Source organism: Microbacterium sp. CCNWLW134 (assembly GCF_037083565.1).
Classification (GTDB): Bacteria; Actinomycetota; Actinomycetes; order Actinomycetales; family Microbacteriaceae; genus Microbacterium.
The window spans coordinates 1,271,913-1,290,146 of the sequence record NZ_JBAOJU010000001.1; the positions used below are offsets into that span (position 1 = coordinate 1,271,913).

An 18,234-nucleotide genomic window follows, 5' to 3' on the forward strand; every position below is an offset into this window, starting at 1 on the left:
TCGAATCCGAAGCCAGTGCTCTCGGCTCGAGAGGACGCGTCGGGGCGCGGGGCGCTCAGCAGGACCGACCGGTCCGGGCCCGAGGCACGCGCGACGCTGACCTGGTTCGCGACCGCATGCGAAGGGGTGGAGTCCCCGGACTGCGAGAACTCCACCCCCACCGCGTTCGCGGTGTCATCGCCGTTGCGGCGAAGCGTCACCGACGGACGGCGGCCTCGACCCAGCGTCCGTACATCGCCAGATCGCGCTGAGCCCGCTCCACCCATGCTGCTGACGCGGTGTCGTCAGCAGGGAGGAGGCTCGAGGCTTTGTCGAGCTCCCTGGCGGCCTTGTCGAGCTTGCCGTCAGACAGCGCGTCGAGGGCTTTGTCGAGACGGTGTCCGATGCGATCAGCGTCTTTCGCAGCCAGGCATCGGCCCTCGACGGTGGCGGGCAGGCCGTCACGCAGGTGACGGATCCCCGTCGAGGCCGCGCTGATCGGATCCGCGTGCGGAGCGACGGCCTCGACCCGGTGCGCGCCTTCCGACAGCGCCCGCGCCTGCGCATCGGTCAACTGGTTGTAGGCGAACAGGCCCGTGCCATCGGACCCTGCCGCGTTCACCGCACGAATCTGTTCCAGCACCGTGCCGGACGTCGAGCCGCGGAACGGTCCGTACGTCGCGGTGTACAGGTACTCCTCATCGCCGACCCGTTCGCGCATGGCTTCTGTGTCGCGTGCGACAGAGGTTCCGGAGGTACCGAAGGACATGCCCGTCAGAACGTCCACGAAGCCGCGATCGACCCAGTCGCCCCAGTTCTGGAACTTCTTGTCGAGCCCGTCGACCGGGTCGGCGAACACGGCCGCCGACAGCGCGATGTCGGGAGCGGACTTCTGCTGCAGATCCCGAACCTCTCCGACGAACGAGGTCACGTTCGCGATCCGCCAGTCCGTCCAGGTCTGCCAGAGCGGCGAGTCCGGGGAGAGGGAGTAGGGGTCGACGCCGTGTTCGCCGGCGAATGCCTGTCGCGAGTAGTCGCTGTAGGAATACCCTGCCGTCTCCCAGGGCTGCGAGACCGGGTACCGGATGTAGTCGAGGTGGATTCCGTCGATGTCGTACGTCGACATGAGCTCTGCCAGCAGCGACTGCACGTAGGCCCGCGCGTCGGGGTGCGCGGCGTCGAGGAAGTAGTAGCCGGGCTCCGCGATCGAGGGGTGGAGGCCGGGCTTCCCGACATCCTGTCGCTGGATCGCCGCCCACTCTGGGTGCTGCGACAGGATCGGACCGGTACCCACCGTCTGATCGGCACCGACGAAGAAGGTGTGGATCCAGGGATGCAGCTCGATGCCGCGCTCGTGCGCACCCTCGATCCATACCTGCAGGGGGTCGAACCCGACCATCTCGGGGCGCTGGGGGGCGATACCGGCGGCGGCGGCGGCCTCGGAGGGGTAGATCGTGTATCCCTGATAGATGGTCTCGAGGAAGACCATGTTGAAGCCCGCCTCATCGATCCGGTCGAGCGATGCCTCGATGGCTTCCGGTGTGGTCTCTTCAGGACGCACCCACGTCGCGCGCCCCTCCGCGACCCGTGACTCCGCAGTGCGGTGGGCGGCGAGCTCGGCCGCGCCCCGCGCCGCCACCGCGAGATCCACCGCCTCAGCTGCGTCGCCCGACCCCGAGGCGGCGCGTGCGTCGTCGAGGAGTGTCGCGGACTCCGTCGCCGCCGCGCGAGCGGCGTCGGACGCGAAGACCAGACACGACGCCGTGGCTGCCCCGATGCGTGCCGTGGCGTCATCGAGGGCGCGCTCGGCGCCGAAGATCGCGGTTCGTTCGTCGACCGTCGCAATCAGGACATCGCCCTCGATCGAGATCGCGGCCCCCACGACGGCGTTGGTCTGGAGCCACGTGCCGCGTCCGCCGTGACCGGAGAGGACGTAGCCGTCGGCAGGGATCTCGCGGTCGTTGCCACCGGCGCCTGTGACGACGCCGTCCTGCACCGTGACCTCGTAACCGAAGTCGTTCGTTCCCGTGGTCTCCCGGCTCGATGCCGGCGTGTACTGGACCATCTGCTCGGCGCCGCGACAGCCCGGGAAGCACACGCCCGTGCCGTCGACACCGGGTGGGTTGGACTGGGCTGTCGGATCGACCGCATCGAGCGTCGTACGCTCCTCCCGCGAGATGACCGGACCGATCCGCACGGTGTCGCCCGGGCGGATGTTGTCACGAAGCCACGCGCGGACGTCGGGCGTGCCCCCCGGCGATACCGAGAGGACGATGCCGTCGGCAGGGATCGCATTGTCACCCGGGCGCAAGGCGGGATCACCGCACGGGGCGAGAATCGTGCACACGCTCTGCACCGTCCATGCGCCGCCGGCGGCGGGGCGCAGCACGGCCTCACCGCCGAACCCGTTGGTCTTCGTGGTCGCCCCGAACGCCGGGGTGTAGACGGCGACCATCCCGGCGAGCCTGCTCGGCGGGTTGACCGCGGCGATCGCGATCCGCTCGCCGCCGGCCGTCGTCACCTCGTCTCCCGCCACGGGCGCGACGAGGGCGGCGGCTTGCGCCTTCACGACGGGCGCCGGGCTCAGACCCAGCGCGGGCGAGGCGCTCAGTGCACTCAGTGCGAGGGCGACGGCGGCCGCGGCGAGCGCGGTACGGCGGCGTGCACGTGTCAGGGCATTCATCATCGAATCCTTGTCATTCCGTAGTGATCCGCGTTGTGGCATCACAGGTCAGCAATTGGTTCGTACCAATTGCGCGCCAACGCTAGTCTTCGACGCGATTGATCGCAAGGGTCGGATCTCGAAACCATGACAATGGTCAGAAGCACGTTGCAGTGGTTCGAACCATTTGCTAACGTCCGTCCGTGGATCGCATCGATCCCGCAATCCGAAAGGTCCCACCAATGACGTTGAACCGAACCCGTCGCACGCTTCTCGCGGGTGCGACTGCGACCGGTCTGGCCCTTGCGCTCGCCGGCTGCGGCCTCGAAGGTGTCGACACCGGCTCCGAGGCCTCCGCCGACGAGCTGTCGACCGTCGAAGGCGAGATCAGCTTCGCCACGCTCGAGCTCAGCTCCAACCCCGACCTCGCGGCGTACATCGAGGACACCATCGCGGCCTTCGAGGAGGAGTACCCGGGCACCGAGGTCGAGTGGATCGATGTGCCGTTCGCCGGGGCGCAGGAGAAGTTCGCCGCCGATGCCGCCGCCGGGAACCTCCCTGACGTGGTCAACATGAACCCCAACTTCGCTCAGCCGCTCGAACGCGAGGGAGTCTTCCTCGACATCGACCAGGCCGCCCCCGAGCTCGCCGCAGAGTATGTCGAGGGGGCGTGGAAGGGATTCCAGGTTCCCGGCATGGAGGGGACCTTCGGTGTGCCGTGGTACCTGACCAGCGAGGTGACGATGTACAACGCCGCGCTCTACGAAGCCGCGGGGCTGGACCCCGACGACGCACCCGAGACGTTCGCGGAGCTCTACGAGGACGCTCGCGCCATCTCGGAGGCCGGTGCGGGCGAGTTCTACGGCCTGCACCCCGCGCTGGAGAACCGGTTCATGACCGATCTGGCCAAGATCGGTGTCCCGCTCATCGATGAAGACCTCGTCTGGACCTTCAACACCCCGGACGCCGTCGAATACGTCGAGGGGCTCGCCGAGATGTACCAGTCGGGAGTGTTCCCGGCCGATTCGCTCACGCAGACCCTCAACGACGCCAAGGAGGGCTACCAGGCCGGGAACGTCGCGATGTTCCCCTCGGGACCGAACTTCCTCAACGGCATCGAGCAGAACGCTCCCGAGGTGTTCGCGAACACCCGGGTGGCACCCCAGATCGCCGCCGAGGGTGAGCCGGTCAACATGTCGGTGATGGGGCTCCTGATTCCCAAGACCAGCGAGAACCCCGGTACCGCCTTGGCCTTCACGAAGTTCATCACCAACGCCGAGAACCAGCTCGCCTTCTCCCGGGTGGCGCCGGTGCTGCCGTCGGTCACCGCTGCGCTGGATGACCCGTTCTTCCAGGACGACTCCGACGGCACCGAACTGTCCAAGGCCGTCAAGCTCTCCGCAGAGGGGCTCGCGCGCGCCGAGAACCTCACGCCCGTCCAGTACGACGACCAGGTCAAGAACGCGGTGCTGGCGAAGATCCAGCTCGCCCTCACCGGTGACCTGACCGCACAGGAGGCGCTCGACCAGGCGGTCGAAGAGGCCAACGCCATCACCGGCGGCGGGGAGTAGACGCGATGCGGCCCCGAAGGCTCGTCACGCCCTGGTTGCTCATGGCACCGGCGCTCGCCGTCGCCCTGATCTTCCACATCGTCCCGTTCTTCCGCACCGTCCAGTTGTCGTTCACCGACTTCCGGCTCGCCTCGGGGGGACAGTACGTGGGGCTTGAGAACTTCGGGGCCCTCGCGACCTCCGACGTCTTCTGGCTCTCGGCGGGAAACACGCTGATCTACGTCGTCGTGGCGGTTCCCCTGCTGGTGACTCTTCCCCTGCTGCTGGCGATGCTCGTTCAGCCGAAGATCCCCGGCATGGCGTTCTTCCGAGCGTCGTTCTACACCCCGGTGATCGCCTCCATGGTGGTCGTCGGCCTCATCTGGGTGTTCCTGCTGAAGGAACGCGGCCCGGTCAACTGGCTCTTCCAGACCCTTCGCATCGTGCAGCAGCCGCTGCCGTTCCTCACCGACGCCACCCTTCTGCTGTTCAGCTGCATCCTGGTCACGGTGTGGAAAGGCCTGGGCTTCTACATGGTCATCTACCTGACCGCGCTCGCGAACGTACCCGGCGAGCTCCATGAAGCAGCGCAGATGGACGGTGCCGGCGGCATCCGGCGATTCTTCTCCGTCACCATCCCCTCGGTTCGGCCGACGATGCTGCTGGTCGGTGTGCTGTCGGCGATCGCCGCCATGAAGGTCTACGCCGAGATCTTCGTCATCGCCGGTCCTACCGCCGGACCCGGAGGGCAGGTGCGTTCGATGGTGTTCACCATCCGCGAGGTGGGGTCCGGTTTCGACGGACAGGTCGGCTACGCCGCCGCGATGAGCCTGGTGCTGTTCGTCTTCACCATCGGCCTGACCGTCGCGCTGCAGAAGCTCAGTAGGGAGAACGCGGAAGCATGACCGTCATCGAATCCGCAGACGCCGTCCGCAGCGTCGCCGCCCCGCTGACGGCCGCCGAGCGCGCAGAGCTCCGACGCCGACGCCCTCTCGGCGTCGGGGGAGTCATCCGCCGGGTGGCGCACTACGTCGTCCTCGTCCTCGTGCTGGTGCTGCTCGTGGGGCCTTTCCTCTACACGCTCGGAACGGCCCTGAAAGGCGAGGGGGACAGTGTGTTCTCCTACCCGCCCTACTTCCTGCCGCGCGACCCGACATTGGAGAACTTCGCCAAGGTCGCCGACGTGATCCCGGTCTGGACCTTCATCGGCAACTCGTTGATCGTCGCCTCGGCCTCCACCGTGACCAACATCGCCTTCGGTTCGCTGGCCGGCTTCGCCCTGGCCCGCCTGCGCTTCCGCGGTAACACCGCGGCATACCTGACCTTCCTGGCCACGCTCGTCATCCCGTTCGAGGTCATCTTCATCTCGGTCTTCCTCACCGCCCGACAGCTCGGACTCGTCGACACGCTGCTGGGGGTTATCCTGCCCTCCGCCGTCACGGGATTCTCGATCCTGCTCTTCCGGTCGGCCTTCCTGTCCCTTCCGCGCGCCATCGATGAGGCCGCGGTCCTGGATGGCGCGTCGGAGTTCCAGCGCTACTGGCGCGTCGCACTGCCTTCGGTGAAGGGGACGATGGCAGTGGTCGGTATCTTCAGCTTCATGTTCGCGTGGGACGACTTCCTCTGGCCGCAGATCGTCCTGACCAGCCAGGACAACTACACCCTCACCGTGGGACTGCAGTTTCTGGCGGGTGCGTTCGCGGATGACCAGAAGGTGGTGGCTGCCGGCACGATGATCGCCGTCATCCCGCTGATCATCGCGTTCTTCTTCGCTCAGAAGTGGTTCTTCCGCGGTGCAGGAGAAGGGGCGGTGAAGGGATGACACTCGAGACCGGCACGGATGCCCCCATGATGCCGCCCTCGCGCGCGGCCGGCGACACCGGATCGAAGGTGGAAGCCATCCGTTCGCGGCTGCGGGATGAGGTCATCGCCCACCTCGCCCCGCACGACCCTCTGCCGCCCGAGCGGGAGCTGGTCAACCTCTTCGGCGTCAGCCGTGCCACGGTGCGCCAGGCGCTCGCGCGCCTGGCCGACCACGGCTGGGTCTACCGGGTCCAGGGATCGGGCACCTTCGTGGCCGACAAGGACCTGGTGTCGAAGTCGCTGTACCTGACCTCCTTCTCGGAGGACATCGCCGAGCGTGGGATGACGCCCGGATCGCGGGTGCTCCGGCTCGAGCACGGCCGCGCCGACGAACGGATCGCGCGGGAGCTGCTCATCACTCCGGGTGCCCGTGCGGTGCACATCGAGCGCCTCCGAACTGCTGACGGCGCGCCGCTGTGCATCGAGAGCCTGTGGCTGCCCGAGTGGCTCACGGGCGACAACCTGGGACCGGAGCTGCTCGGATCGCTCTACGAGTACTTCGGACACGCCGGCGCCACGCCTGCGCGCGCGCATCAGACGATCCGGGCGGTCACTCTGGATGAACGGCAGGCGGAGCTGCTCGAATCGGCGCCGGGCTCACCGGCCCTCCTCGTCGCGCGCATCGTCTTCGACACGCACGGGCGGCGCATCGAATCCTCGACGGGTGTCTACCGGGGCGATGCGTACGAGTTCCAGATCAATGTGAAGCGCCGCGTCTGATGCCCGCGCCGTCTCGAACTCCGAGGCTGGTGCTCGTACCGCTGGACGAGCGGCCGGTCTGCCTGGATCTGCCGCGCCGGATCGCGGCGATCGCCGGCTTCCGCATGGAGGTACCGCCCCCGGTCGCACGCCCGGACCTCCGCCGCGGGGGAGACATCGGCGCGCTCACGACGTGGCTGGACGCCGCGCTCCACGGCGACGGTGACGACGCCGCCCACGCTGCCGTGATCTCGCTCGACGGTCTCGGGTTCGGCGGACTCATCCCCTCCCGGATCGGCGCCGAGAGCGCCGCCGCGGTGCTCGCACGCTTCGATGTGCTGCGCGACAGCGCAGCGCCTGTCTACGCCTCGATCGTCGTCCCTCGCGCCCCCGATGCGGCAGATGACTTCGAGGAACCGCGGTACTGGGCCCAGTGGGGGCCCGCCCTTCACGCACTGTCGCTCGAACTGGGAGGCTCGCCTGGCGGTGGCGGTGGCGGTGGCGGACGCACCGCCGACATCCCCGACGACGTGCGCGCCGACTGGCTGCGGCGTCGACTGCGGCAGCACGTGCTCGCCCTCGGCGCCGTCGGCATGGTCGCCGACGGCACGCTCCGTCGACTGTTCGTCGGAGTCGACGACGCCGTCCCGGGGTCGCTGTCGGAGCGAGACCAGATGGCGATCGGCGAGTGGATCGGGCGGCTGGGCGTGACCAGTCGGGCCCGCGTCGCGCCCGGCGCCGACGAGACCGGAGCGGTCCTGACCGCTCGCGCCGTGGGGGAACAGCTGCAGACCCGGCCTTCGCGAATCGCCGTCCTCGCCGCCGACCCGCGAGGGCTGGACCGGGTGGCTCCCTACGAGACGGGACCCGTCGGTGACACCGCTCGCGCACAGCTGGACAGTGCCGGGGCCGAGCTCGTCGAGGATCCCGCGGAGGCCGACGGGATCCTCCTCGTCCACACCCCCGACGGTACGAGAGGCGACTGGGCGGTCTCACCGCCGGAGCGAACGGATACGGCAGCCGCCGACGCCACCGCTGCGCTGGCGGCATCGCTCGTGGCGGACGGCCGCACCGCGGTCGCCGTCGCCGACGTCGCCCAGCCCAACGGCGCCGATCCCGCGCTGGTCCGCGCGCTCGCGCGGCGGGGCGTGCTGGCGGATCTGGACGGATTCGCCGCCTGGAACACGGCGGGCAACACGATCGGAACGGCCGCAGCGCACCTGGTCACGGCGCTGGCTGCACGTCGCGCGGGCGTGTTCGACGGCGGCGCGAGTGCGCGCCTGGTGCGGACGCGCGTGATCGAGGACTACGGCTACATGAGCGAGGTCCGGCGGCAGCTGCGCGCACGCATCGGGTCACCCGTCGAGCGGCACGATCGGATCGAGGACGTCGGTGGTGCGGCCGCCTTCGTCGCCGCCGCTCTGACGGACGCGCTCGCCCCGCTCGCCTCCGCCGGGATCGGGAAGGTGACCGCCTCTGACATCTCGTTCCCGTGGCGACGGTCCTTCGAGATCGCGCTGTCGGACACCGCGGGGGAGAACGCATGAACGGCGACGGGCAGATCCAGACCGACGTCGTCGTGATCGGGCTCGGTCTCGGAGCCGTCGCCGCCGCGCTCGCCGCGACCGGCGCCGGCTGCGCTGTCGTGATGGCCGGTGGCGAGCGCCGAGTGGGTGGCCAGATCACGACACAGCTGACCGCGCCGCTGGATGAGCACCCTCACATCGAGCGCGAGGCAGCGTGCTCCCTCCGCTATCGGGCTGTGCGCGACAGCATCCGCGCGGCCTACGACGGTCGTCGCAATCCCGGCGGCGGGTGGGTGAGTCGGCTGTGCTTCGAGCCCGCCGTCGGGGAGCGGATCCTCGAGACGATGCTGGACGCGCCGCGGCGGCGCGGCATGCTGACGATCCTGCGCGGCGCACACCTGGTCGAGGTGATCGGCGATGCCGAACGTCTGGCGGGAGTCGTCCTCGAGCGCGGTGGGCAGCTCATCTCCGTGACCGGCGCGGTCGTCGTCGACGCCACCGAGACCGGCGACGTCCTGCCTCTGGCCGGAGCGGACTGGGTGATCGGATCGGAGGGCCGCGAAGCCTTCGGTGAACCCCACGCGCTCCCCGGCGGTGCCGATCACCGGGCGGAGCAATCCTGCACCGTCGTCGCCGCGCTGGTCCGCGACGACGATCAGCCCGGACCGGTCGCCGACGCACCGCTCCACTATGAGCGCTGGCGCGACGCGCAGCCTTTCAGCCTCACCCTCTCCAATGACGTCGGACACACCCACACCTTCTCGTTCTTCGACGACGAACATCCGCCGGGGTCGTTCTGGTCGTATCGACGAGTCCGCGACAGCGTACAGCTCGGCGGCATCGACGCCGCGATCATCAACTGGCACGGCAACGACTGGTACGGCTCCGGGCTGGTCGCCGACCCCCGGGGGACGGAGGCCGCCGCCCGGGATCTCACCAGGGCGTTCGTGCACTGGCTGCGCACGGAAGCGCCTCGCGACGGCGGTGGGACGGGATACCCGGAACTCCGACTCGCGCCCGAGATCTCGGGTACGTCGGATGGTCTGGCCGAGTCGCCGTATGTCCGCGAGTCGCGGCGACTGCGCTCCGCGCATCCCGTCACCGAACTCGACCTGACCCCGCGCGCCGATGAGGAACGGGCCGAGCAGTTCACGGATGCTGCGGGGATCGCCTGGTATCACGCCGACCTCCACCCGCGGGTCGGTGGTCACCCGAGCGTCTACGCGCCGACGGCTCCTTTCCAGGTGCCGCTCCGGTCGCTGGTCCCGGAGTGCGGACGGGGTCCGGCGAACCTGCTCGCCGGCGCCAAGAACCTGGCGGCGACGCAGATCGCCGCCGCGGCCTACCGCGTCCATCACGGCGAATGGGCAGTGGGGGAGGCCGCCGGCGTTCTGGCGGCGCACTCGGTCCGTCGGCGCCTCACCGCCCAGGAGATCCTGGCCGATGCACGCGAGCTGATCGCGGTTCAGGTCGCCGTTCTGCGCGCCGGAGTCCCGATCGTCTGGGCATTGGACCTCCCTCAGCATCACCCGGCGTTCGTCGCGGGGTCGCTGCTGATCGCCCACGGCGGGCTGGATCGCGTCGGACGACGACGGCTGACCGTCGAACCCGATCTTCCGGTGTCGACGGAGGCGGCGGCGGCGCTACGGCGGGCCGCCGTGCGCATCGCCGCGCTCCTGGACATCACCCCGACTCGCCCCGACCTTGCGCCCGGATGCACCTGGGGTGCTCTCGCCCGCGCGCTCGCCGAACCCGCGCTCGCTGCGATCGACCGATCGAGCGCGACCGACCACCCGCGCGCCGTCCCCGGCGCGCGTCGTACCGAATGAGGATCATGCCCGACATCCCTTCCCTCCTCGATCGCCTCCGGGGGCGCCTCGTCGTCTCATGCCAGGCGCTACCCGGTGAACCGTTGCACGGTCCCGAGCACATGAGTGCCATGGCGCTGTCGGCGATCGCCGGAGGCGCCGGAGGAATCCGGTGCGAGGGCCCCGACGATGTCCGTGCCATCCGCTCGGTGACCGATCTCCCCGTGATCGGGCTCTGGAAAGCCGGCGCCGACGGCGTCTACATCACCCCGACGCTGGAACACGCCCTCGCCGTGGCTGACGCGGGCGCCGACATCGTGGCCCTGGACGCGACCGCACGACCGCGTCCGGACGGACGCACTCTGAGCGAGACCCTTCGCGAATTGAGCCTGCGGGGAATCGCCGTCATGGCCGACGTCGCCACCCTGGCCGAAGGTGTCGCCGCAGCAGCCGCCGGTGCGACGCTGGTCGGGACGACGCTCTCGGGCTACACGCCGGAGACCGCCGGGCACGCCCATCACCCCGGTCCGGATCTGGACCTCGTGGCGGCGCTGGTGGACACCCTGGCGATCCCGGTGGTGGCGGAAGGGCGGATCACCACGCCCGCACAGCTCTCCTCCGCCTTCGCTGCCGGCGCGTGGAGCGTCGTCGTGGGGGGCGCGATCACGCGCCCCGCGATGATCACCGCCGGATTCGTCGGCGCCATCCCCGCCGATGCCGGAAGCCCTCGCTCGCCGAAGGGAGCGGTCCGTGTCTGAGCAGCGCGTCGCACCATCCATCCGTGACCGCAGCGGGAACGGCTCCGAGCCGACCTGTCACGTCGTCACCCATGTGCACTGGGACCGGGAATGGTACCGCCCGTTCGAGTCCTATCGCGCGCGGCTGGTCGAGCTCGTCGAGCAGGTGTGCACCCAGCTCGACGCGGGCTCGATCGAGAGGTTCCATCTGGACGGACAGACGATCACGCTCCGCGACGTCGGAGACCTGCGTCCCGATCTCGTCGAGCGTGTGCGCCGGCACGTGCGGGCGGGTGTCCTCACGGTGGGACCGTGGCACGTTCTCGCCGACAACCAGCTGGTCTCAGGCGAGAATCTCATCCGCAACCTCCTCGCCGCTCGCCGTCTGGGCGCTGGGATCGGGGCGCTGACAGCCATCGGATACTCTCCGGACGCGTTCGGTCACCCCGCCGACCTGCCCCGGATCCTCACCGGGTTCGGCATCGACACGGCGCTGGTCTGGCGTGGTGCGCCACCGGAGGCATCGGAGTTCCGGTGGCGCTCACCGGACGGCGCCGAGGTGTACGCGGTCAACCAGGCGTACCACGAGGCGGAGATCCTGTGGACCCCCGAGGGACGCGCCGAGCGCCTCGCGGCCTTCCTCGACCGGGAGCGTGAGCGTCGCCCCGAGGGCCCCTGGCTGCTGATGAACGGGGGCGACCACCTCGCCCCCCGCGCGGTGGGCCGGGTGCTCGCAGCGGTGGCTGCGTCGGAGACATCCGGTGGGTCCCTGGTCCAGTCGAGTCTGGAGGACTTCTTCGACGATCTGCGCGCCACACGTCCGGATCCCGTGGTCATCGACGGCGAACTCCGATTCCTCGGCGGCCCAGGGTCGTTCCTGCTTCCCGGCACGCTGTCCTCGCGCATCCATCTGAAACAGGAGAACTCACGGGCGGAGCGGATGCTGGAGCGCATCGTCGAACCCCTCCTCGCCGCCGAGGTGCTCGATCCTCCGGCTGTTCCCGGGCTCTCGGCCGTCGATGCCACGCCGATCGCAGGCCCGACCGATGCACAGCTGCGTCACGCCTGGGAGCTCGTGCTCGAGAACGCTCCACATGACTCCATCTGCGGGTGCAGCGTGGACGAGGTGCACCGGGAGAACTCGGTGCGCACCGACCGTGTTCTCGAGCTGGGCGATCAGATGCTGCGGCGCGCACTGCTCCGACGCCGCGTCGACACCCGGGTGCACGGGACGCCCGCCGACGACGCCGTTCGCATCGCGGTCCATGTCCCCTTCGCCGCAGGAGACCGGCGTGTTCCCGTCGAGGTCGATGTCGTCGTCGCACCCGGAAGCGACATCGCACAGCTGAAGGATCCGAGCGGACGAGTGGTTCCGATCGAAGTGGAAGACCTCGGTGTGCGGCGTTCCTTCGAGGCTGATCTCGATCTCCTCCCCGACTCCGTCGAAGCCCGGGTACTGCGGCTTCGGTTCATCGCCTCCGTCGTCGAGCCCGGTGCCGTCGCCATCTTCACGGCGGAGCTGGCTCCTCATGACGGTCGACCCCGCGCACGCGCCGACAGCGAACCGGGGCACGTCGGCGAGGCGGTATCGCTTCCGGATGGTCGATCGGTCACCGTGCTCGCCGACGCCGCGTTCGACGTCGTCGACCCGGCCACCGGCACCCGCCATCGGCGCCTCGGTCGGCTGGTGGACGAGGGTGACCGCGGCGACACGTACACGTACGACCCTCCGGCGGGCGATCGTCGTGTCGAGGCGCGGGCGGGCAGCGTCGCGGTGATCCGGTCGGCGGTGCGTACGGTGATCTCCTGGCGCGCCGAACTCGACATCCCGCACTCGCTCGATGAGGCACGCGAGGCCCGGTCCACCGCGACGATCCCCACCGCCGTGGACATCCGACTGACGGCGTGGCACGGTTCGGACACGCTGGAGTGGACGGCGGAGTGGGTGAACGCCTCACGTGATCATCGCCTCCGGTTGCTCGCTCCGGTCGCTGGTCAGCCGACGGCGTGGACCAGCGGTCAGCACTTCTCGTCGCTGACGCGCCCTTTCGGGCCGGTCATCGGGCCGGCCCCGCACGAGCGGAATCGCGAGAGCGCGATCGGGACCCACCCCGCGCACGGGTACGTCGCGGCCGGGGGAGGCGACGAGGCCATCGGGATCCTGCTGGACCACGTCTCCGAAGTGCAGGGCATCGCAGGCGGCGACGGTGCTCCGGCAGAGGTGGCCGTGACCGTGCTGCGGAGCGTGGGGTGGCTCTCGCGGTTCGATCTGCGAACCCGCACGACCGGGGCAGGCCCGGAACTGGCCACCCCGGAAGCGCAGCTGCTGCGACCGATCACCGCCCGCGTCGCATTCGTTCTGGGTGCGGCGGCCACCGACGCCTACGCCCTCGCCGAGCGGGCCGACGCGCGTCGCGTCGCCGTCGTCGCGCTGCAGGTGCGCGTGGGACCCGAGGCGCCGTCCGTCCTTGCGCCACCGCTCTCGGTGTCGGGCGCGCTCGTCACCGCCTTCAAGCCGGCGGAGGACGGCCGTGGAGCGATCCTGCGGCTGAGCAATCCGACTGACACGCATCGCCACGCCACGCTCCACGCGGCGGTCGATGTCGACGTCTCGGCTGTTCGCATGGATGAGACGGCGCTGGCCGGCGCATCGGTGCGGGTCGCGCGTGCGCAGCGGAGCGAATACCCCCTCGCGCCCCAGCAGACCCTGACCCTGCGGCTGGTGCCCGCGGCCCCGCTCCCGGGGCGGCCCACGACGGGAGGCGACCTGAAGTGAGGGGCGGCCCGCGCGCTGATGGGACGACCCGGCTGTCGGTCGACGCCGGGCAGTCCTCGATCCGCGTGCGTCGAAGCGACCCGCACGGAACGCATATCTCGGTGCTCCCGGGCATCCGCGCCGACCGGCCGGCGACGCCCCAGCTGGTCGGTGTCGTCCGCGACGCGCTCGCGAGTGCCCCGCCGACGACGCGGACGATCTCGGTGGCGGTGGGAGCGTCCGGATTCGATGAAGACCCCGCCGCCGCAGCGGATCTGCTCTCCGTCGAGCCGACGCTGACCTCCGCCCGCATCGCGCACGACTCGGTCACCGGGTACCTCGGGGCCAATGCCGAGGAGCACGGAGTGGTCGCTGCGGTGGGCACGGGTGTGGTGGTCCTCGGCTGCGGGACGGCCGGCCTCGCCCGCGTGGACGGGTGGGGCTACCTCTTGGGCGACGCCGGGGGTGCCTATTGGATCGGCCGAGCGGGTTTGGATGCTGCGCTGCGTGCGGTCGACGGCCGCGGTCTCGCGACCTCCCTCACCGCCTCCGCGACCGCGGCATTCGGCGCGCTGCCGCTGGTTCCTCTCGCCCTGCAGGCCGACCCCCGCCGCGTCGAGCGCGTCGCGGCATTCGCGCGTTCGGTGACCGCAGCGGCAGAGGACGACGCGGTCGCCGCCGGCATCGTCATGACGGCCGCCCGGGAACTGGCAGGCTCGATCGCGGCCGCTCTGCGGATGTCGGGGATGCCGAAGACGCAGGCGCGGGTCAGTGCCAATGGAAAGGTGGTGGAGGCGGAAGCCCTGAGAAGGGCTCTCGCCACGGAACTGAGTGAGGACGGGGTGGTCCTCCAGCCGCCTCTGGGTGAACCGATCGACGGTGTCGATCGGTTGCACGACCTGCCGTCGTCGCACCCGCTGCAGCGCGTCGTCTCGACCGCGGATCGCGTCGCGGTCTGACGGCGTTCGCAGGCTCCCGAGCACGACTCCCGATCGACGCCCACCGCCAGAAGGCGGCCGGAGGGTCTACATTTTCGACATGGCCTCGCCGCATGTCGCATCGCTGCACGCCGCTCCGACCGCCTTCGAGGGCGAGGCGGGGGAGATCCGCCGGCTCACCCGCGCGGACTTCCCGATGCTCAGGCGGATGTCCATCCAGCGGATCGTCCTCGCCCCCGGGGGTGTCCGCGAGCCGCAGTGGAACGTCAACGCCCACCAGCTCGCCTACGTCACACGGGGCAGAGTGCTGGTCTCGGTGCTCGGCAACGCCGACGCCTTCGCCACCTTCGTCGTCGAAGCGGGACAGATGTTCCACATCGAGTCGGGTGCCGTCGCGCACATCGAGAACGTCGGCGACGGTGCGGCGGAGATCATCGCCGCGCTCCGGTCGGCCCACCCGCAGCACTTCTCCTTCTCCGGCAGTGTGAATGCGATGACCGACGCCGTCCTGGGGAACACCTACGACCTCCCGGCGGCGGCCTTCGAGATCCTGCCTCGACGGGACCCGACCCCGATCTTCCGACGCCGGGGCCCCGTGCGCATTCCCGACACCGCCGGGCTTCCGAACGCCCGGCTGTTCGACGTCGAAGGGCAGCAGGCGCCCCTGTCGTACGGCTACGGGTTCGCGAAGCTCGCACGCAAGCAGTACTGGGCCGCGCTCGAGGACATCTCGATGTACCACCTCCATATCGCCGGGAACGGGATGCGCGAGCCGCACTGGCATCCCGTCACCGCGGAGCTCGGCTACGTCTGGAAGGGCAGAGGACGGATGCGGGTGCTCGGCCCCGACGGAACCCTCGACCGGTACGAGCTCGAGCCCGGGCAGGTCTACTTCATCCCGCGCGCGTACCCGCATCACATCGAGACGCTCGGCGAGGACGGACTGGACTTCCTCATCTTCTTCGACCAGCCCACCCCCGGAGACATCGGATACCGGGCCACCGCCTCGGCGTTCTCGCGCGAGGTGCTCGCCGGTGCCTTCGATATCTCCGAGCGGGATCTGCCGCGCCTGCCCCTCACACCCGTCGATCCGCTGATCGTGGAGCGGCGGAACCCCCGCGACGCATGACGGGCGTCGGCCCGGGGGCCACCGCGATGGTCGACGACCTCCGCCGAGCCCTTCGGCACGCAGCACAACCCGAGCGCGCCGCCGGTCAGCAGGCCTACATGAAGTCGACGATGCCGTTCCTCGGCGTCCGGGTGCCCGAGGTGCGGGCGATCGTCTCCCGGATCGCGGCGGGGTACGACGCCGACACCGCGCTGGAGGCCTCGCGACGCCTGTGGGACGACGCGACTCACCGGGAGGAGCGCTACGCCGCGATGGCCCTCCTTCGACATCGGGCCCTCCGCGGGGACCTGCGACTGGTACCGCTCGTGGAACACATGGTGCGCACGGGCGCGTGGTGGGACATCACCGACGAGCTCGCCCACCGACTCGGCGACCTCCTCGACACCCGTCCCGACGACTCAGCGTCCCTCGTGCGCGCGTGGGCCCTGGACGGCCACCTGTGGATCCGGCGCATCGCGATCCTGTCCCAGCTGGGCAGACGCGCCCGCGTCGACCGGGACCTTCTGGCGGAGGTCATCGAGCGCAACGCCTCGGATCCCGACTTCTTCATCCGGAAGGCGATCGGGTGGGCCCTGCGCGATCACGCCCGCACCGACCCGGACTGGGTGCGACGTTTCGTCGCTGCACACGAGCTCAGCGCGCTGTCGGTCCGCGAGGCGACCAAACACCTGTGAGACGGGCGGTACGATCACGCGCATGACCGGTATATCGCCCGACGCTGCACGATCCATCACACCGCAGAAGACGCCGCTTCTCGTCGGCCTGCTTCCCTTCGCGGGGGTGATCCTCTTCGTCATCGCCGAGATCGTCGGCTTCGTCGTCACCGGCGGTGCCGACGCTCTGCGGTGGACGACGATGAACGCCGTCCTGTTCCTCATCGGGTCCTCCAGCGTCGGCAATGGCATCGCCCACCTCTTCTTCGGGCCCGTCATCGCCCGATCGATCGGCTGGCAGCCGGGTCCCTTCCAGTTCGAAGTCGGTGCGGCCAACCTCGGAATCGGCGTGGCCGCGATCGTCGCCGCCGCAGCGTTCGATGCAGACGCCTGGCTCGCCCCGATCCTGGCCGCGCTGGTCTTCCTCGTCCTCGCGGGCATCGGTCACATCCGCGCGATCGTGGTCGAACGCAATCTCTCGATCAACAACGCCGGCCCCATCCTCGTGCTCGACTTCCTCATCCCGCTCGTCACGCTCGCCCTGTGGATCTGGTTGACGCTTTCCTGACGCTGGGGAGGCGGGGCGGCTAGGCGGTCGTCACGGCGAGCGCCAGCACCGCGCCGGCGACGATGAGCGGCGCTCCCACCAGGCCGAGGACGGCATAGCGCGCCCAGGACAGGGTGACGCCGGCCGCGACGACCCGGGAGTGCCACAGCAGCGTCGCCAGCGACGCCCACGGGGTGACGAGGGGCCCGGCGTTGACCCCGATGAGCAGCGCCGCGAGGCGCACCGGGTCGTCGGCGGCGGACTCGAGCAGGAGGTAGGCGGGGAGGTTGTTCGCGATGTTGGCCGCTGCCGCCCCGGCCCCCGCGATGCTCGCAAGAGAGGCCGCCGAGTCACCCGGACCGATGAGCGCCTCCAACGGTTCGAGGGCTCCCAGGGCCTCGAGCGCGGCGACGGCGACGAAGAGACCGCAGACGAAGACCAGCAGTGACCACGGCACGAGCGAGAGCCGCAGGCGGCGGGGCGAGCGCCACGCGAAAAGCGCCGTCAGGGCGAGAGCGGCGAGGCTCGCCGGGATCCAGGGCGGGATGCCGCTGACGAGGAACGGCAGCAGAACGATCACGATGGTCGCCGCGACCCTCAGCTGAACGCGGTCCGACACGACCGGAGGTGCCGAGGAATCGTGCCGACCCCGAAGCCGGCGGCGGAAGACCACGAACAGCAACAGCACCGACAGAACGATCGACACCACGGCGGCTGGCCACAGCAGTGCCACGAATCCGGCGATATCGCCGCCGGAGATGCGGTCCACGGCGAGCAGGTTCGTGAGGTTCGAGATCGGCAGCACCAGGGAGGCGGTGTTGGCGATCCACACCGTCGCGAGCGCGAAGGGGATCGGGTCCAGTCGATGGGCACGCGCGACGGCGAGCACGACCGGAGTCAGAAGCACAGCGGTGGTGTCGAGAGAGAGGAACACGGTGACCCCGACGGCGAGGGCGACGACCAGCGCCCACAGCAGCAGCGTCCTGCCGCGGGCGATCCGCGCCAGGGCCGAAGCGGCGACATCGAAGACGCCGGCGGATGCAGCGAGTTCGGCGACGACCGTGATCGCCACGACGAACAGCAGGATGCTCCAGACCCGGTCGCCGACGGCGAGGAGCTCGGATGCCGGGAGGACACCGGTCACCAGGGCCACCGCGCCGGCAGCGAGCAGCCCGAGCCCCAGCATCCAGGTCTTCACTGCACCATCATGGTGCCCCGGTCCGCGCGCCCCGACCTGACTAGACTGTCGGCATGGATTCCCGGCCCAGCATCGCGGCTCTCGCCGCCCTGGTCGGCACGCGAACGCTCGACGCCTGAGCGGGCGGGGCGCCGGTGCGCCCGAAGCTGAGAACGTGACCGACCACCCGTGACCGAGACCCAGGAGTACC

At 70.0% G+C, this 18,234-nt stretch carries 14 protein-coding genes; 12 read left to right on the forward strand and 2 right to left on the reverse strand.

The features are described from left to right. Nucleotides 1–196: 196 nt before the first annotated feature. Nucleotides 197–2,662: a glycoside hydrolase family 10 protein gene (locus tag V6S02_RS06055; RefSeq protein WP_336400210.1), complete on the reverse strand. Its 2,466-nt coding sequence runs from the start codon at nt 2,660–2,662 to the stop codon at nt 197–199. 221 nt (nt 2,663–2,883) lie between these two features. On the opposite strand from V6S02_RS06055, the gene V6S02_RS06060 reads away from it, so the two are divergent. From V6S02_RS06060 to V6S02_RS06115, 12 genes are all read left to right on the forward strand, one after another. Next, entirely contained in the window at nt 2,884–4,212 is a 1,329-nt protein-coding gene (locus V6S02_RS06060; protein ID WP_336400211.1) for an ABC transporter substrate-binding protein, read from the forward strand. 5 nt (nt 4,213–4,217) lie between these two features. Continuing rightward, complete coding sequence (locus V6S02_RS06065) at nt 4,218–5,096, forward strand: carbohydrate ABC transporter permease (protein ID WP_124293168.1); 879 nt, start codon at nt 4,218–4,220, stop codon at nt 5,094–5,096. After that, on the forward strand, nt 5,093–6,013 hold the full coding sequence (locus tag V6S02_RS06070; protein ID WP_124293169.1) for a carbohydrate ABC transporter permease: 921 nt from the start codon (nt 5,093–5,095) through the stop codon (nt 6,011–6,013). Before V6S02_RS06065 ends, V6S02_RS06070 begins: the two co-directional genes overlap by 4 nt. After that, nucleotides 6,010–6,774: a GntR family transcriptional regulator gene (locus tag V6S02_RS06075; protein WP_124293170.1), complete on the forward strand. Its 765-nt coding sequence runs from the start codon at nt 6,010–6,012 to the stop codon at nt 6,772–6,774. The genes V6S02_RS06070 and V6S02_RS06075 overlap by 4 nt, the downstream gene beginning before the upstream one ends. A gap of 29 nt (nt 6,775–6,803) precedes the next feature. Then, nucleotides 6,804–8,300: a DUF4127 family protein gene (locus tag V6S02_RS06080; RefSeq protein WP_336400212.1), complete on the forward strand. Its 1,497-nt coding sequence runs from the start codon at nt 6,804–6,806 to the stop codon at nt 8,298–8,300. Further along, complete coding sequence (locus V6S02_RS06085) at nt 8,297–10,108, forward strand: FAD-dependent oxidoreductase (RefSeq protein ID WP_336400213.1); 1,812 nt, start codon at nt 8,297–8,299, stop codon at nt 10,106–10,108. The genes V6S02_RS06080 and V6S02_RS06085 overlap by 4 nt, the downstream gene beginning before the upstream one ends. Nucleotides 10,109–10,113: 5 nt before the next feature. Next, complete coding sequence (locus tag V6S02_RS06090) at nt 10,114–10,845, forward strand: N-acetylmannosamine-6-phosphate 2-epimerase (RefSeq protein WP_336400214.1); 732 nt, start codon at nt 10,114–10,116, stop codon at nt 10,843–10,845. Next, nucleotides 10,838–13,600, forward strand: a complete 2,763-nt coding sequence (locus V6S02_RS06095; protein WP_336400215.1) for a hypothetical protein — start codon at nt 10,838–10,840, stop codon at nt 13,598–13,600. Before V6S02_RS06090 ends, V6S02_RS06095 begins: the two co-directional genes overlap by 8 nt. Next, nucleotides 13,597–14,538, forward strand: a complete 942-nt coding sequence (locus V6S02_RS06100; protein ID WP_336400216.1) for a BadF/BadG/BcrA/BcrD ATPase family protein — start codon at nt 13,597–13,599, stop codon at nt 14,536–14,538. The genes V6S02_RS06095 and V6S02_RS06100 overlap by 4 nt, the downstream gene beginning before the upstream one ends. A 79-nt stretch (nt 14,539–14,617) precedes the next feature. Continuing rightward, on the forward strand, nt 14,618–15,646 hold the full coding sequence (locus V6S02_RS06105) for a cupin domain-containing protein (RefSeq protein ID WP_124293175.1): 1,029 nt from the start codon (nt 14,618–14,620) through the stop codon (nt 15,644–15,646). Continuing rightward, nucleotides 15,643–16,320 (forward strand): DNA alkylation repair protein, encoded by a 678-nt coding sequence (locus V6S02_RS06110; RefSeq protein ID WP_336400217.1) that lies wholly within the window; start codon nt 15,643–15,645, stop codon nt 16,318–16,320. Before V6S02_RS06105 ends, V6S02_RS06110 begins: the two co-directional genes overlap by 4 nt. A 22-nt stretch (nt 16,321–16,342) precedes the next feature. Further along, nucleotides 16,343–16,867, forward strand: coding sequence for a DUF6790 family protein (locus V6S02_RS06115; protein WP_124293177.1), 525 nt, complete (start codon nt 16,343–16,345; stop codon nt 16,865–16,867). Between the two features lie 19 nt (nt 16,868–16,886). Here V6S02_RS06115 and V6S02_RS06120 read toward each other — a convergent pair whose 3' ends face one another. Continuing rightward, the gene (locus tag V6S02_RS06120; protein WP_336400218.1) at nt 16,887–18,044 is read right to left on the reverse strand and encodes an SLC13 family permease; all 1,158 of its coding nucleotides are present in this window, start codon (nt 18,042–18,044) and stop codon (nt 16,887–16,889) included. Nucleotides 18,045–18,234 lie beyond the last annotated feature (190 nt).

Bases quoted from the DNA above. Each gene is read 5' to 3' on its own strand.
- V6S02_RS06105 (WP_124293175.1), top strand. From the start codon at position 14,618: ATGGCCTCGCCGCATGTCGCATCGCTGCACGCCGCTCCGACCGCCTTC.
- V6S02_RS06110 (WP_336400217.1), top strand. From the start codon at position 15,643: ATGACGGGCGTCGGCCCGGGGGCCACCGCGATGGTCGACGACCTCCGC.
- V6S02_RS06115 (WP_124293177.1), top strand. From the start codon at position 16,343: ATGACCGGTATATCGCCCGACGCTGCACGATCCATCACACCGCAGAAG.
- V6S02_RS06075 (WP_124293170.1), top strand. From the start codon at position 6,010: ATGACACTCGAGACCGGCACGGATGCCCCCATGATGCCGCCCTCGCGC.
- V6S02_RS06065 (WP_124293168.1), top strand. From the start codon at position 4,218: ATGCGGCCCCGAAGGCTCGTCACGCCCTGGTTGCTCATGGCACCGGCG.
- V6S02_RS06070 (WP_124293169.1), top strand. From the start codon at position 5,093: ATGACCGTCATCGAATCCGCAGACGCCGTCCGCAGCGTCGCCGCCCCG.
- V6S02_RS06090 (WP_336400214.1), top strand. From the start codon at position 10,114: ATGCCCGACATCCCTTCCCTCCTCGATCGCCTCCGGGGGCGCCTCGTC.
- V6S02_RS06055 (WP_336400210.1), bottom strand. From the start codon at position 2,662: ATGAATGCCCTGACACGTGCACGCCGCCGTACCGCGCTCGCCGCGGCC.
- V6S02_RS06085 (WP_336400213.1), top strand. From the start codon at position 8,297: ATGAACGGCGACGGGCAGATCCAGACCGACGTCGTCGTGATCGGGCTC.
- V6S02_RS06060 (WP_336400211.1), top strand. From the start codon at position 2,884: ATGACGTTGAACCGAACCCGTCGCACGCTTCTCGCGGGTGCGACTGCG.